This window comes from Streptomyces sp. NPDC002671 (assembly GCF_053592475.1).
Genome location: NZ_JBSFVU010000007.1, coordinates 62141 through 76685, shown reverse-complemented (window position 1 = coordinate 76685; position 14545 = coordinate 62141). Strand labels below are relative to the sequence as shown.

12 protein-coding genes and 1 pseudogene are annotated in these 14545 nt (G+C 70.1%); 7 read left to right on the top strand and 6 right to left on the bottom strand.

Annotation, left to right across the window (positions count from 1 at the left end; all coding sequences use genetic code 11):
* Positions 1–81: 81 nt before the first annotated feature.
* Positions 82–948, bottom strand: coding sequence for a 3-methyl-2-oxobutanoate hydroxymethyltransferase (gene panB, locus ACWD35_RS12530; protein WP_451351172.1), 867 nt, complete (start codon positions 946–948; stop codon positions 82–84).
* Between the two features lie 209 nt (positions 949–1157).
* Here panB and ACWD35_RS12525 point away from each other — a divergent pair, with 209 nt between their 5' ends.
* The 4 genes from ACWD35_RS12525 to ACWD35_RS12510 all read left to right on the top strand — a co-directional run bounded on the left by ACWD35_RS12525 (position 1158) and on the right by ACWD35_RS12510 (position 6032).
* Positions 1158–2744 carry an MFS transporter gene (locus ACWD35_RS12525; RefSeq protein ID WP_451351171.1) on the top strand — a complete coding sequence of 529 codons (1587 nt, stop codon included), beginning with the start codon at positions 1158–1160 and terminating at the stop codon, positions 2742–2744.
* Positions 2745–2819: 75 nt separating this feature from the next.
* A complete protein-coding gene (locus ACWD35_RS12520; protein WP_451351170.1) occupies positions 2820–3449 on the top strand; it encodes a TetR/AcrR family transcriptional regulator in 630 nt (209 codons plus the stop codon).
* Between the two features lie 211 nt (positions 3450–3660).
* Positions 3661–4710: an endonuclease/exonuclease/phosphatase family protein gene (locus ACWD35_RS12515; RefSeq protein ID WP_451351169.1), complete on the top strand. Its 1050-nt coding sequence runs from the start codon at positions 3661–3663 to the stop codon at positions 4708–4710.
* A gap of 101 nt (positions 4711–4811) precedes the next feature.
* The gene (locus ACWD35_RS12510; protein WP_451351168.1) at positions 4812–6032 is read left to right on the top strand and encodes an MFS transporter; all 1221 of its coding nucleotides are present in this window, start codon (positions 4812–4814) and stop codon (positions 6030–6032) included.
* A gap of 45 nt (positions 6033–6077) precedes the next feature.
* Here ACWD35_RS12510 and ACWD35_RS12505 read toward each other — a convergent pair whose 3' ends face one another.
* On the bottom strand, positions 6078–6743 hold the full coding sequence (locus tag ACWD35_RS12505) for a TetR/AcrR family transcriptional regulator (RefSeq protein ID WP_451351167.1): 666 nt from the start codon (positions 6741–6743) through the stop codon (positions 6078–6080).
* Between ACWD35_RS12505 and ACWD35_RS12500 the strand changes: the two are divergent.
* A pseudogene (locus ACWD35_RS12500) lies at positions 6742–7197 on the top strand (MFS transporter); the annotation flags it as partial. The gene ACWD35_RS12505 and the pseudogene ACWD35_RS12500 overlap by 2 nt on opposite strands.
* Before the next feature lie 220 nt (positions 7198–7417).
* Here the strand turns inward: ACWD35_RS12500 and ACWD35_RS12495 are convergent.
* The 3 genes from ACWD35_RS12495 to ACWD35_RS12485 all read right to left on the bottom strand — a co-directional run bounded on the left by ACWD35_RS12495 (position 7418) and on the right by ACWD35_RS12485 (position 10842).
* Positions 7418–9361 (bottom strand): S53 family peptidase, encoded by a 1944-nt coding sequence (locus ACWD35_RS12495; protein ID WP_451351166.1) that lies wholly within the window; start codon positions 9359–9361, stop codon positions 7418–7420.
* Positions 9362–9571: 210 nt separating this feature from the next.
* Complete coding sequence (locus ACWD35_RS12490; RefSeq protein WP_451351165.1) at positions 9572–10192, bottom strand: DUF305 domain-containing protein; 621 nt, start codon at positions 10190–10192, stop codon at positions 9572–9574.
* Complete coding sequence (locus ACWD35_RS12485; protein WP_451351164.1) at positions 10192–10842, bottom strand: DUF3105 domain-containing protein; 651 nt, start codon at positions 10840–10842, stop codon at positions 10192–10194. Before ACWD35_RS12485 ends, ACWD35_RS12490 begins: the two co-directional genes overlap by 1 nt.
* A 143-nt stretch (positions 10843–10985) precedes the next feature.
* On the opposite strand from ACWD35_RS12485, the gene ACWD35_RS12480 reads away from it, so the two are divergent.
* A complete protein-coding gene (locus ACWD35_RS12480; RefSeq protein ID WP_451351163.1) occupies positions 10986–11429 on the top strand; it encodes an RrF2 family transcriptional regulator in 444 nt (147 codons plus the stop codon).
* 172 nt (positions 11430–11601) lie between these two features.
* On the opposite strand, the gene ACWD35_RS12475 is transcribed toward ACWD35_RS12480, so the two are convergent.
* Entirely contained in the window at positions 11602–12786 is a 1185-nt protein-coding gene (locus tag ACWD35_RS12475) for a globin domain-containing protein (protein WP_451351162.1), read from the bottom strand.
* A 359-nt stretch (positions 12787–13145) separates the two neighbouring features.
* On the opposite strand from ACWD35_RS12475, the gene glnA reads away from it, so the two are divergent.
* Positions 13146–14507 (top strand): type I glutamate--ammonia ligase, encoded by a 1362-nt coding sequence (gene glnA, locus ACWD35_RS12470; protein WP_451351161.1) that lies wholly within the window; start codon positions 13146–13148, stop codon positions 14505–14507.
* Positions 14508–14545: the final 38 nt, after the last annotated feature.

Sequence of the window (14545 nt, the reverse complement as noted above, 5' to 3'; positions counted from 1 at the left end):
AGAGCGGCGCCGGTTTAGGCGCAAAGCACGGCAGCCCGCCGACGGGGGAAGATCGGCGGGCTGCCTTTGTGCCGCAATGGCCTAGTGGACGGAGTGCTCCTCCAGCGGGAACGCCCCGCCGACGACGTCCTCCGCGAACTCCTTCACCGCGTTCCCCATGACCTCACGCAGGTTCGCGTACTTCTTGACGAACTTCGGGACCCGCCCGCTCGTCAGCCCGAGCATGTCGGTCCACACCAGCACCTGCGCATCCGTCTCCGGCCCGGCGCCGATACCGACCGTCGGGATGTGCAGCACCCGCGTCACCTCGGCCGCCAGCTCCGCCGGAACCAGCTCCAGGACGACCGCGAACGCACCCGCGTCCTGCACGGCCTTCGCGTCGCGCAGCAGCTGCTGTGCCGCCTCCTCGCCGCGCCCCTGCACGCGGTAGCCCATCGCGTTGACGGACTGCGGGGTCAGGCCGATGTGGGCCATCACCGGGATGCCGGCTTCCACCAGCAGCCGGATCTGTTCGTGCGAGCGCTCGCCGCCCTCCAGCTTGACCGCGCCGACCCCGGCGTCCTTCACCAGCCGGGTCGCCGAGCGCAGCGCCTGCACCGGACCCTCCTGGTAGGACCCGAAGGGCAGGTCGCCCACGATCAGGGCGCGCTGCGTGCCGCGTACGACGGCGGCGGACAGCATCGTCATTTCGTCCAGCGTGACGGGCACGGTCGTCTCGTACCCGAGGTGGCAGTTGCCCGCCGAGTCGCCGACCAGGATCACCGGGATCCCGGCCTCGTCGAAGACGGACGCGGTCATCGCGTCGTAGGCGGTGAGCATGGGCCACTTCTCGCCCCGCTCCTTGGCGAGGGCGAGGTCGCGCACGGTGATGCGGCGGGTGCCCTTCCCTCCGTACAGGGCCTTGCTGCCGTCGGAAGGCTTGTTCTGGGCAGCCGAAAGCTGCGTCATGGCAACGGCTCCTTCAGTCATCTCGAGGCGCCCTGACGGCGTCCCCGGATCGACTCCATGGTGGCACTTCGTGCCAAGGAGAGCCAGGGGGAGGCCCTGTGATCCCTTCGGCCGTGTCGACCGCGGCCGAAGCCCCGCCGCGCAATACCTCGGCAAAGGAATTTAGATACGAGACGGTGTCGTATCGAAATGAGCGTACGCTCGGACGCATGACAACGCCCGTCCCCGCTTCCCGGATACCGGAAGCCGTGCACCGGCGCCGTTGGGTGATCCTCGGCGTCCTGATGCTGAGCCTGCTCATCGTCGTGCTCGACAACTCGATCCTGAACGTCGCCGTGAAGACCATCGCGAGCCCCGCGCCGACCGGCCTCGGCGCCACGCAGAGCGAGATCGAGTGGGCGATCAACGCCTACACCCTGGCCTTCGCGGGCCTGCTGTTCACCGCGGGCCTGGTCGGCGACCGCCTGGGCCGCAAGAAGGTCCTGCTCGGCGGGCTGCTCGTGTTCGGCATCGGCTCGGCCCTGGCCGCCGAGTCCGGCTCCCCGGGGCAGCTGATCGCCTTCCGCGCCCTGATGGCCCTCGGTGCCGCGTTCGTCATGCCCGCGACCCTCGCGGTGCTCATGAACGTCTTCGAGCGCGACGAGCAGCCCAAGGCCATCGGCATCTGGGCGGGCGGTGTCGGCCTCGCCATCGCGATCGGGCCGATCACGGGCGGCTTCCTGCTCGACCACTTCTGGTGGGGCTCGGTCTTCTTCGTCAACGTGCCGATCGTGATCGTCGCGCTCGCCCTGATGCTGTGGCTGGTCCCCGACTCCCGCGATCCCAACCCGGGCCGTCTCGACCCCGTGGGCGTGGCGCTGTCCGTCGTGGGCCTGGTCCTGCTGGTCTACGGCATCATCAAGGGCGGTGAGCTGGCCGACTTCACCGACACCACCGTGCTGTCCACCATCGGTGCCGGTCTCGCCGTCCTCGCCGCATTCGTCGTCTTCGAGAAGCGCAGCGACCACCCGTCCCTGGATGTCACCTACTTCCAGAACAAGGTGTTCTCGGCCGCCATGAGCGCCATCGCGCTGGTGTTCTTCGCGCTGATGGGCGTCACGTTCTTCGGCGTCTTCTACACCCAGAGCGTGCGCGGCTACTCGCCGCTCCAGTCGGGCATGCTGATGCTGCCGCTGGCCGCCGCGCAGATGATCTTCGCGCCGCGCGCCCGGCTGGTCGTCCAGCGGTTCGGCAACAAGGCCACGACCACCGCCGGCCTGGTGCTGGTCGCCGCGACGCTCGCCGCGTTCGCGACCTTCGAGGCCGACACGCCGATCTGGCTGCTGGAGGTCGTCTTCTTCCTCATGGGCACCGGCATGGCGCACATCATGACGCCGATGTCCGTCGTCATCATGCAGACGCTGCCGCGCGAGAAGGCCGGCTCGGCCTCCGCGCTCAGCAACACCTTCCGCCAGGTCGGCGGCGCCCTCGGCATCGCCGTCCTCGGCTCGGTGCTCTCCGCCGCCTACCGCAACGGCATCGAGGGCAAGCTCGGCCTGCTGCCGCCGGGCCTGCGCGACAGCGCCGGCGAGTCCATCGAGGCCACGCTGGGCATCGCCCAGAAGCTCGGCCCCCAGGGCAAGGCGCTGGTCACACCCGCCGACGACGCCTTCCTGCACGCCATGCACGTCACCGCCCTGTGCGGCATGGGCGTCGCGCTGTTCGGCGCCGTGGTGGTCGCCCTGTTCCTGCCGGGCAAGCCGCCGGCCGGTCAGCAGAGCAGGCCGGAACCGGAGTTGGTGAACGCCGGGGACTGAGATCGAGCGGGACTCCACGGAAGAGGGAGGTGGTTGCGAGAGGATTGCCCGAGCGCAGCGAAAGGACGGATCGACGTGAGCCTTGTCAGCAGCCGGACTCGCCCGGACGGGCCCGCAAGGGGCCGCCCCCGCAGCGAGGCCGTGGAACGGGCCATTCTGGAAGGCGTGATGAAGCTCATGGAGGAGGGCGTGCCCCTCGCCGAGGTCTCCATCGAGCGCGTCGCGCGCACGGCCGGGGTCGGCAAGGCCACCATCTACCGCCGGTGGAGCGGCAAGGAGGAGCTGTTCGTCGACGTCATGCGCGCCGCCGAACCGCCCGACCCGGTGCTGCCCGGCACCTCCATGCGGGACGACCTCGTCGTGGTGCTGGAACACCTGCGGCTGCGCGGGCTGGTCAGCCGTTCCTCGGCGATCCTGCACAACGCGTACGCCCAGATGAAGTCCAGCCCCAAGATCTGGACGGCGTACCACGCCGCGGTCGTCGCGCCGCGGCGCACCCTCTGCCTCGAACTGCTGCAGCGCGGCCAGCGCAACGGCGAACTGCGCACGGACGTCGACCTGGACCTGGCCAACGACATGATCGTCGGCCCCATGCTGGTGCGCACCCTCATGCGCCCCGACGCCGACCTGCCCGAAGGCCTGTCGGAGAGCATCGTCGACACGGTCCTGGCCGGCCTACGGCCTGTCAGCTCGCCCGGGTCATAGCGCCGATCGCCTGAAGCGGGGCGGGCGCCAATGTGCGCGTTTCGTCACAGTCCACGCCGCTCACGGCGGTAACCGGAACTCCGGGCGTCGCCTTGTTCGTCCTCGTCTTGCGTACGGCCGTCATGGGACGGCAGGAGCGGAGCCGAACATCCCCTAGGGTCGGAAGAACACAGGGGCGACGGTGTGCACGGCAGGCAGTGAGGCAGACGGTATGGCGCAGCAGGCGTACATGACGGAGACGGACAACGGCGGCTCGGGGCCCGAGCGACCGTGGACCCGGATCCGGCGCCTGTTGCACCGCCTGTTCGAGGGCTGGCGCGGTGAGGCCAACATCTGGCGCCGCGGCCTCGTCCTCGCGGCGATCGCGCTGCTCCTCGCCCTGGTGATGCTGCTGCACGCGCACATCCCCAACGCCGTGGGCAACCTCGGCTCCCTCACCGAGACCTTCCTGCCCTGGCTGGGCCTGCTCATCCCGGTGCTGGTGATCCTCGGCCTGCTCCGCAGGTCCGCGACCGCGCTCATCGCGGTCGTCCTCCCGGCGATCGTCTGGCTGAACGTCTTCGGCGGGCTGCTCACCGACAAGACAGGCGCCGGCGGCGACCTCATGGTGGCCACGCACAACGTCAACGCCGAGAACCCCGACCCGGCGGGCACCGCGCGGGACGTGGCGGGCTCCGGCGCGGACCTGCTGGCGCTGGAGGAACTGCCCGCGTCCGCCGTGCCGGTGTACGAGAAGGCGCTGGCGGCGACGTACAAGTACCACGCGGTCGTCGGCACCGTCGGCCTGTGGAGCAAGTACCCGATGACCGGCGTCGAGGCCGTCGACATCAAGCTCGGCTGGAAGCGCGCGATGCGCGCGACGGTGACGACCCCGAAGGGTCCGATCGCGGTCTACGTCGCCCATCTCCCCTCGGTGCGCGTGAAGATGGCGGCCGGGTTCACCGCCCGCCAGCGCGACAAGAGCGCGGACGCGCTGGGTGAGGCGATCGCCGACGAGCCGCTGAAGCGGGTGGTCCTGCTGGGCGACCTCAACGGCACGATGAACGACCGCGCGCTGAAGGCCGTCACCTCGCAGCTGCGCTCCACGCAGGGCGCGGCGGGCAGCGGCTTCGGGTTCAGCTGGCCGGCGTCGTTCCCGATGGCCCGGATCGACCAGATCATGGTCAAGGGCGTCGAGCCGGAGAGCTCCTGGACCCTGGCCCGGACGGGCAGCGACCACCTCCCGGTGGCGGCCCGAGTGAAGCTGGACACGTCCTCGTAACCAGCCGGAATACTGGGCCTGAGAGACTTTGTTCCGTACCTGAACATAATAGGTGCGGAACTCCGCTCTCCCGCTTCTCCTTCGAAAGGCACAGGCCCTTCATGCCCCTGGCCCTGCTCGCCCTGGCCGTCGGCGCTTTCGGTATCGGCACGACCGAGTTCGTGATGATGGGCCTGCTGCCCGACGTCGCGGACGACCTGCACATCTCGATCCCCACCGCCGGGCACCTGGTCTCGGCGTACGCCCTGGGCGTGGTGATCGGCGCCCCGCTGCTGGCGGCCCTGACCGCGCGGATGTCCCGCCGCACGGTCCTGATGGGCCTCATGGCCCTGTTCGTCGCGGGCAACGCGCTCTCCGCCCTCGCCCCCGGCTACGACTCTCTCCTGGCCGCCCGCTTCCTCAGCGGCCTGCCGCACGGGGCCTTCTTCGGCGTCGGCGCGGTCGTCGCCACGGCGATGGTCCCGCCGGAGCGCAAGGCCCGCTCGGTGTCCCTGATGTTCCTGGGCCTGACCGTCGCCAACATCGCGGGCGTGCCGGTGGCGACCCTCATGGGCCAGCACCTGGGCTGGCGGGTGACGTTCCTCGGCGTCAGCGCGATCGGCATAGCGGCGATAGCGTCGCTGGCCCTCCTGATCCCGCGGGATCGGACCGCAGCCCCCGAGACGGGCCTGCGCGGCGAACTGGCCGCGCTGCGGTCGGTGCCGGTGTGGCTGGCGCTGGGTACGACGGTGGCGGGCTTCGGCGCGCTCTTCGCGGCGTACAGCTACGTCACGCCGATGCTGACGGAGGCGGCGGGCTACGCCGAGGGCAGCGTGACCCTGCTCCTGGCCCTGTTCGGCGTGGGCGCGACGGCGGGCAACCTGCTGGGCGGACGCCTGGCGGACCACTCCCTCCGCGGCACCCTCTTCGGCGGCCTGGCCGCGCTGGCGGCGGTACTCCTGCTCTTCCCCCTCCTCATGCGCGCCGAGTGGAGCGCGGCCGTTGCGGTGACCCTGCTGGGCATGGCGGCGTTCGTCACCGGCTCCCCGCTGCAACTGATGGTCATGGAGAAGGCATCGGCAGCCCCGTCCCTGGCGTCCTCCGCCAACCAGGCGGCCTTCAACCTGGCCAACGCCGGCGGCGCCTGGATCGGCGGCTTGGCGCTGGCTGCGGGCTTCGGGGTTACGTCCCCGGCTCCGGCGGGTGCGGCCCTCGCCGTCCTCGGCCTGGGCGTGGCGAGCGTGGCGTACGCGGTGGACCGGCGCCGGGAGACTCCGCCGGCGGGGCGGGAACGGGTGGTCGCGACGCACGTACCTGAGCAGCAGGGCGCGCTGCACGGCTGACCCAGGGGGTGAGGGCGGGCCGGTGCCGGGTCGGTTGCCGTTGGGTCAGCGGGCAGCGAGGAGGCCGTCCACCAGGGCTCGGAGCCCATCGAGGTAGGTGTTCTCGGCGGTCAGTGGTGCCCAACGGTCGGCGACCTGCGCCAAGCGCGGTAGCTCGCTCGGGTCGAGGTCGGCGAAGACTCGTTCGCGGTAGGTGGGGCGGTCGTCTGTGCGCCGCCGGGCTGCCGCCGTCCGGACCACGATCTCTCCGGCGGTGTAGTACCAGATCGCGCGGTATCCGTGTACGGCCTGCTCGGAGGTCAGTCCGCATTCGATCAGACCGTCGATGATCTGCTCGACGAACCACAAGGCGGATGTGGACATCAGGTCGTCGGCGGTGAGCACCTCCGCGATCCACGCGCAGGCGGCGAGCGCCTCGTGGATCGCGGCAGCGGCGACGACGACGCGCTCGCGAGGCTGGGCGGGCAGTTCGGGTCGGTGCAGCGCCCGCGCGGCGTAGTCGTCCAGCAGCAGGACGAGCAGTTCTTCCTTGTTGCGGACGTGGTGGTAGAGCGCCATCGGCGTGCTGCCGATCTCCGTGGCCAGACGCCGCATGGTCAGCCGGTCCACGCCTTCCGCGTCCACGATCCGGCGGGCCGTTGCGATGATTTCCTCGCGGGAGATGCGGGGAGGTCGGCCGAGGGCTTTGCGCGGTACGGACGGTTGCGGCATGCCCATCATCATCCCCCAGGCGTCGAGGGCCGTTGCCCAGTTCGCCGTCGCCTTGGACCTGTCGGTGGTCAACGTCGCCCTGCCCGCCATGCGCACCGCGTTAGGGTTCGCACCGCTCGACCTGTCGTGGGTCGTACACGTATACGCGCTCACGCTCGGCGGATTTCTGCTGCTGGGTGGCCGCGCATGCGACCTGTACGGCCGGCGTCGGCTCTTCGTGCTGGGCCTGGCCGCCTTCGGGCTGTGCTCGCTTGTGGGCGGGTTGGCCCAGGCCCCCTGGCAACTGATCGCTGCCCGCGCCGGTCAGGGCCTGGGAGCCGCCGCAGCCACCCCGGCCACGCTGGCGATGCTCACCACCACGTTCACCGAGGGCCCGCAGCGCGTACGCGCGCTCGGAGTGTGGAGCGGGGTGAACGCAGCGGGCGGAGCGCTGGGGGTGCTGGCGGGTGGTCTGGCCGGCAGATGCGCTGCCGGGCCACCACAACCGTGATGGGGCATGTTGGGCTGCGCAGGCTGTGATTGGTGAATTCGTCCCAGGCGAGCAAGGGGGAACGCCTGCACGTCACGCGCCTTCACGCTGCACGGGTGGAACAGATCCACCGATCACGCAAAGGGGCGTGAGGTCCGAAGACCCCACGCCCCCTCCGCTCAGCGGATCAGCGCGTCACCGAAACTCAGTGGCGGCGGAACGACTGCACGTACCCGCCCGCAGGCGTACCCACGCCGGTCACGTCGTCGTAGCCCTTCACGGCCTTCAGCGAGCTGTCCTTGCCGAGGCTGCGGACCGAGGTCGCGAGGCCGCCGGTGGCGTCGTAGCGGTTCACGAAGTCGATGCGGGCGACCGCCAGGTCGGAGCCTGTCGGGTTGTCCGTGACGTCGTGGAAGGCGCCCTTCTTGCCGTACTTGGCGTAGATCGCAGGGTTGGCGAAGCCGATGGCCTTGCCGCCCTTCGCCTCCTGGGCCAGGGCCTGGATCGCCGCGATCACCGGCGCGGCCAGCGAGGTGCCGCCGATGCGGTACTCGCTGTACTGCTCCGTGCCGTCCGGGAAGGTCTGGGTCTGACCCACCAGGAAGCCGGTGTTGGGGTCGGCGATGGCCGCGATGTCCGGGACGACGCGGTTGCCGTCGGCGCTGTTGGCCTTGGCGAGCGAGTCCGGGACGACGCCCTTCTGGTAGTACGGCTGCCCCACGGTCTTGCTGGTGCCGCCGCCCGCGCCCGAGTTGAACGCGCCGGGGAAGTTGGTCCAGGACTTGCCGTCGGCGGACAGGACCGCCTTCTCGGTGCCCCAGCCGGTCTCCCACTGGTACGTGTTGTCCTTGCCGACGGCCAGCGAGGTACCGCCGACCGCGGTCACCCAGGCGGAGTTGGCCGGGGTGTCGACCTGCTTCGTACCGGTGTTGGCGACCTGGTCGCCGTCGTCACCGGAGGAGAAGTAGAAGCCGATGCCCTGGACCGCGCCCAGCTGGAAGACCTGGTCGTACGCGGCGGCCAGGTCCGGCGTCTGGTTGGCCTCGACGTCGCCCCAGGAGTTGGAGACGATGTCGGCCAGGTGGTTGTCGACGACCTTGCTGAGCGAGTCGAGCAGGTCGGCGTCGTAGCAGGACGCCGCACCGACGTAGGTGACGTCGGCGGCCGGCGCGACCGCGTGCACGGCCTCGACGTCGAGGGTCTCCTCGCCGTACCAGCCGGCCGCGCCGCACTCCTTGGTCTTGGTGTAGTTCTTCGGCAGCGACTGGTGCAGCTGACCGGTCTTCCAGGCCGCGTCACCGTTCTTCATCGCGTAGGTGCCCGCGTCGAAGGCGATGGTCGGCGAGGCGTACGCGTCCGTGATGGCGATGCGCACGTTCTTGCCGGTGTAGGTGCCCGCGCCGTAGGCGGCGCGCAGCTGCTTGCCGGTGTAGCCCTTGATGGCGTACGGGATCTTCTGGCCGTACGCGTCCGGCAGCGTGCTCGCGATGTTCGAGCCGTAGTACGAGGAGAACGGCCCGGAGTTCTTGAACACGGCGTCCGGCGGCGGCAGCTGGTCGTCGTGGGTCGACTTGTGCGGGGCGGTGTCCAGACCGGTGACGGTCAGGACGGCGCCCTTCAGGCCGGCCGGGACGGAGGCGGTCTTCGCCGGGGCGCGGTAAACCTTCGAGCCCTTGGCGTAGTTGCGCAGCTGGGTGCCGAAGGCCTTCTCGGCGGCGGCCACGTCACCGGAGACGGAGACGTAGTGCGCGGTCACGTCGGTGACGGTCAGTCCGGCCGACTTCAGCCAGGACTTGACGGCGGCCACCTGGGCCTTGGTGGCCCCGAAGCGGGCCTGCGTCTTCTTGGCGTTCAGGTACTTGCCGTACAGCGGAGAGCTGGGGTCGGACACGGCCTTGGCGTAGGCGGCGAGTCCGGCCGCGTCCCGCCCGGCCAGGTAGACCCGGGCGTGGACCTGGGCGTTGTCGGCTGCGGCGCCCTTGTCCGCCGTGGCAGTGGCCCACGCGGGCTTGGTGCCCGCCAGCGCATTACGGGCCGGGCTGTCCGCGGCGTGCGCCGCGGGTATGCCCAGCGCCAGCGCGCCGGCGATCATGGGCAGTGTCGCTGCCATGCTCACGCTGGCGCGCACCTTGGCGCGGTTGGATCTCATAGAACCCCCTGCGATGCGGTTCGCATGCATGTAGTGGTCGGTACGTCGTGGTTCCGGGCACCGGCCCGCGGCGGCGTCGGCCGGCGAATGGATCACACGATGGTGGCCACTCTTTCGATGAACCGTTCATGTCAGGGGAACGTAAAAGTCAAGAGAAGCTCAAGTAATCGTCAACCGGGGTGATTTGAGCCTTTTATCCTTACGGCGGTGTTACGAACGGGGTTGTGCGCCCCGTTCCTTGAGCATGCCGGCCATCACCTGGAGCTCCGACTGCTGCGCGTCGACCATGCCCTGCGCGAGCCGCTTCTCCACGCCGACCTTGCACTTGACGACACACCCCTCGGCCATGTGGATGCCGCCCTTGTGATGGTTCGTCATCAGCTGGAGGTAGAGGATCTCCGCCTGCTTGCCCTTCAGCGACTGGAGCTTCTTCAGGTCGGTGTTGGTCGCCATGCCAGGCATCAGCGCGCCGTCCTTGCCGTCGGCCATGTCGCCCATGCCCATCCAGGTCATCGGCGGCTCGGCGGACACCTTCGGCAGCCCCCACAGATCCAGCCAGCCCAGCATCATGCCGCGCTGGTTGGACTGCGTCTGCGCGATGTCGTAGGCGAGGCGTCGCACGTCCGCGTCGGTCGTGCGGTCGCGGATGATGTACGACATCTCCACGGCCTGCTGATGGTGCACGGCCATGTCCCGTGCGAACCCGGCGTCCGCCGACTCCGCACCCGGCGTGTCGTCCCCGCCGCCCTCGGCGAGCGAGTAGGTGACCGCGCCGGCCGCGACGAGCACTGCCGCCGCGGCTCCCGCGATCCAGCCGACGTGCCGCCGCATCACTTCATGGCTCCGCCGGTGCAGGAGGCGCCCGGCTCGGGCGTCTGCTTGCCCTGCACGTAGGTGGAGAAGAACTTGTTCACCTCGGGGTCGCTCGCGCTCTTCACGTTCACCTGGTGGCCCCAGGCCGACAGGGTCAGCGGGGCGGCCTGGTTCTCGTACGGGCTCATCAGCGAGTACGGCGTCTTCTTGACCTTGGCGGCGAGCGCGTCGACGTCGGCCTTGTTCGCCTTGCTGGTGTACGTCACCCAGACCGCGCCGTGCTCCAGGGCGTGCACCGCGTTCTCGTCCTGCACCGGCTTGGTGTAGACGTCGCCGTTGCAGTTCAGCCAGACCGGGTTGTGGTTGCCGCCGACCGGCGGGTGCATCGGGTACGACACCTTGCCCGTGACGTGCGTCCGGCCCAGCTTGCCGGACCAGGTCTTCACGCCGTCCGCGGCGGTGACCCAGTGCCCGGAGGCTTCGTTCTTGCTGTCGTCGGACTGCGAGTTCACGAGGACCACGCCGCCGACCACCAGACCGGCGACTATCACCACGGACGCGCCGATGGTGAGCGCCCGGCCGCGGCGCTCGCGGGCGCGCTCGGCGCGCCGCATCTCCTCTATTCGCGCCTTGCGCGCCGCGCTGCTCTTGTTCTTGGCGGAACCCATGAGACGTGTCCTTCTGGGGGGAAAGGGGCGTGGACGGTGGGGCGCACCGATCGTAATGCGCCAGACGTGTCCCACCGTAGGCAAGGGCAGGATATCCACCGGATAAATTTGAACCCCGGATGCCCATTACCTACCCTCGCGGTATGCGGCTGCTCCGCTCCACCGATCTGGCCCTGCGCTTCCTCATGCGCCTCGCCACGGTCGGCGACACCACGCCCACGACCCGCCAGGTGGCGGAGGACATGGGCGTGCCCTACACGCATGCCGCGAAGGTCGTCGCCGAGCTCCAGCACCTGGGCCTGGTCGACGCCCGCCGGGGCCGGGGCGGCGGCCTGAGCCTCACCGAGCGGGGCCGCACGGTGTCCGTCGGCAAGGTCGTGCGCACCTTCGAGGGCGACGGCGAGGTGGTCGAGTGCGAGGGGGAGCACCCCTGCCCCCTGAACACCGGCTGCCGCCTGAGGGGCGCGCTGCGCCGGGCCCAGGAGGCGTTCTTCGCCACGCTCGACCCGGTGACGATCGAGGAGATCGTCGCCGAGCCGACGGGCCCGCTGCTCCTGGGCATCTCCAGCAGGCCGCCGGCCGCCTAGGCCCTGTCGTCAAATTCCCGCCTGCCCCGCGGCGTCTGGCACGCACGCTCGCCGCGTTGCCGGAGCGCCCACGTGACTCCGCCACGCGGACGCTCCGGCGCCTTGCGATCGCACGCACCAGACGCCGCGGGGCCCGCCCTGCGGGCGGACGACGGGAATTTGACGACAGGACCTAGCCCTGGGCCAGCCACAGGTCCGGGCCGAACACCTCGTAGTGGATGTCGGCCGGGGCCACGCCCTGCTCGATCAGCTGGGCGCGGACCGCGCGCATGAAGGGCAGCGGGCCGCACAGGTACGCGCGCGTGCCCGCCGGTACGTCGATGCCGGCCAGGTCGACCAGTCCGGTACGGGTGCCGGGCTCGGCGTCGCGCTCGTAGAAGAGGTGCACGGACGCCTCGGGCAGCTTCCCGGCGTATGCCACGTGGTCGGTGCGCAGGGCGTGGTCGGCGGGGGAGCGGTCGCCGTGCACGACGGTGACCGGGGCGCGGTGGCCGTCGGCCGCGAGCGCGGCGAGCATCGCCACCATCGGGGTCACACCGATGCCCGCGGAGGCGAGCAGCAGGGGACGGTCGCCGGTGGCGCCGAGCACGAGGTCGCCGTACGGCTCGGACAGTTCGACGACGTCGCCCTCGCGCACGTGCGCGTGGAGGTGGCTGGAGACCTCGCCGTCGGGCGCCGTACCGTCGTGCACGCGCTTGACGCTGATCTGCCGGACCGTCTCGCCCGGGGCCCCGGAGAGGCTGTACTGGCGTATCTGCCGGGCGCCGTCCGCAAGGGCGACGCGGACGGAGACGTACTGCCCGGCGCGGAAGCCGGCCACCGGACCCCCGTCCACCGGCCGCAGCCGGAAGGTGGCGACGTCCGCGGTCTCGGCGACCCGCGTCACGACCTCCCACTCCCGCCACACGGGCCCGCCGCTCTCCTCGTACAGCCGCCGCTCGATCGCGATGAGCGCGTTCGCCATCAGCCAGTAGACCTCGTCCCAGGCCGCCGCCACCTCGGGCGTGACAGCCTCGCCGAGGATCTCGGCGATGGCGGCGAAGAGGTGCTCGTGGACGACCTCGTACTGCTCGGGCCTGACGCCCAGGGAGGCGTGCTTGTGCGCGATGCGGCTCAGCAGGGCGTCGGGCCGCTGGTCCGGGTGGTCCAGCAGATGCACGGCGAAGGCGGCGATGGAGCCGGCGAGGGCCTGCTTCTGGGCGCCGGAGGCCTGGTTGCCCCGGTTGAACAGGTTCCGCAGCAGCTCGGGGTGGGCGGCGAAGAGGCGGGCGTAGAAGCGCTCGGTGATCTCGCCGATGGCTCCGGCGACGGCGGGCAGGGTGGCGCGGACGGTGGCGGCGGACGGCTCGGTCAGCATCGGGACTCCTCTGATCGGGGCTGATCAGGACGGGATGAAAACTTGCATCTGCGATGCAAATTAATAAAGTTGCATCTGAGATGCAACTTAAATCGGGGTGGGGTCCCTCACGCGGCACTTGGGCCGGTCGGCCCTTGTGCGGAAGCCGGATCGGCCATTACGGATACCGGTCCGAGCAGGCAAGATGGGCGACAGAGCAGTACACCTGCCGGACGACAGGCGTTCAGCCCGAAGACGCTCGTGCGATCAAGGTCTGCAACGCGCATGAAATGGTGTTGTGGTGGGATGCTCAGGTGCCCGACCGCCTCCCGTGCTACGGCGGACAGGCGGCCTGACCAGCAAGGATGGGGAAGCGGAAGATGGACAAGCAGCAGGAGTTCGTGCTCCGGACCTTGGAGGAGCGCGACATCCGGTTCGTACGCCTGTGGTTCACGGACGTGCTGGGCTTCCTCAAGTCGGTCGCCGTGGCCCCCGCCGAACTGGAGCAGGCCTTCGACGAGGGCATCGGCTTCGACGGCTCCGCCATCGAGGGCTTCGCCCGCGTCTACGAGTCCGACATGATCGCCAAGCCGGACCCCTCCACCTTCCAGATCCTGCCCTGGCGTGCCGAGGCCCCCGGCACCGCCCGCATGTTCTGCGACATCCTCATGCCGGACGGCTCCCCGTCCTTCGCCGACCCGCGCTACGTACTCAAGCGCGCCCTCGCCCGCACCTCCGACCTGGGCTTCACCTTCTACACCCACCCGGAGATCGAGTTCTTCCTGCTGAAGGACCGCCCCCTCGACGGCTCCCGCCCCACCCCGGCCGACAACTCGGGCTACTTCGACCACACCCCGACCAACGTCGGCATGGACTTCCGCCGCCAGGCGATCACCATGCTGGAGTCGATGGGCATCTCGGTCGAGTTCTCCCACCACGAGGGCGCCCCCGGCCAGCAGGAGATCGACCTGCGCTACGCCGACGCGCTCTCCACCGCCGACAACATCATGACGTTCCGCCTGGTCATGAAGCAGGTCGCGCTGGAGCAGGGCGTCCAGGCCACCTTCATGCCGAAGCCGTTCTCCGAGCACCCCGGCAGCGGCATGCACACGCACCTCTCCCTCTTCGAGGGCGACCGGAACGCGTTCTACGAGTCCGGCTCCGAGTACCAGCTCTCCAAGGTCGGCCGCTCCTTCATCGCGGGCCTGCTCAAGCACGCGGCGGAGACCTCCGCGGTCACCAACCAGTGGGTGAACTCCTACAAGCGCATCTGGGGCGGCGCCGAACGCACCGCCGGCGCCGGCGGTGAGGCCCCGTCGTACATCTGCTGGGGCCACAACAACCGTTCGGCCCTCGTCCGCGTCCCGATGTACAAGCCCGGCAAGACCGGCTCCGCGCGCATCGAGGTCCGCTCCCTCGACTCGGGCACCAACCCGTACCTGGCCTACGCCGTCCTCCTCGCCGCCGGCCTGAAGGGTGTCGAGGAGGGCTACGAGCTGCCGCCGGGCGCCGAGGACGACGTCTGGGCCCTCTCCGACGCCGAGCGCCGCGCGATGGGCATCGAGCCCCTCCCGCAGAACCTGGGCGAGGCCCTCTCCCTCATGGAGCGCAGCGACCTGGTCGCCGACACCCTCGGCGAGCACGTCTTCGACTTCTTCCTGCGCAACAAGCGCTCCGAGTGGGAGGAGTACCGCTCGGAGGTCACGGCGTTCGAGCTGCGCAAGAACCTGCCGGTGCTGTAGGCGCAGGTCAGGGCCGGCTTTCGGCGAAACGACCTCTT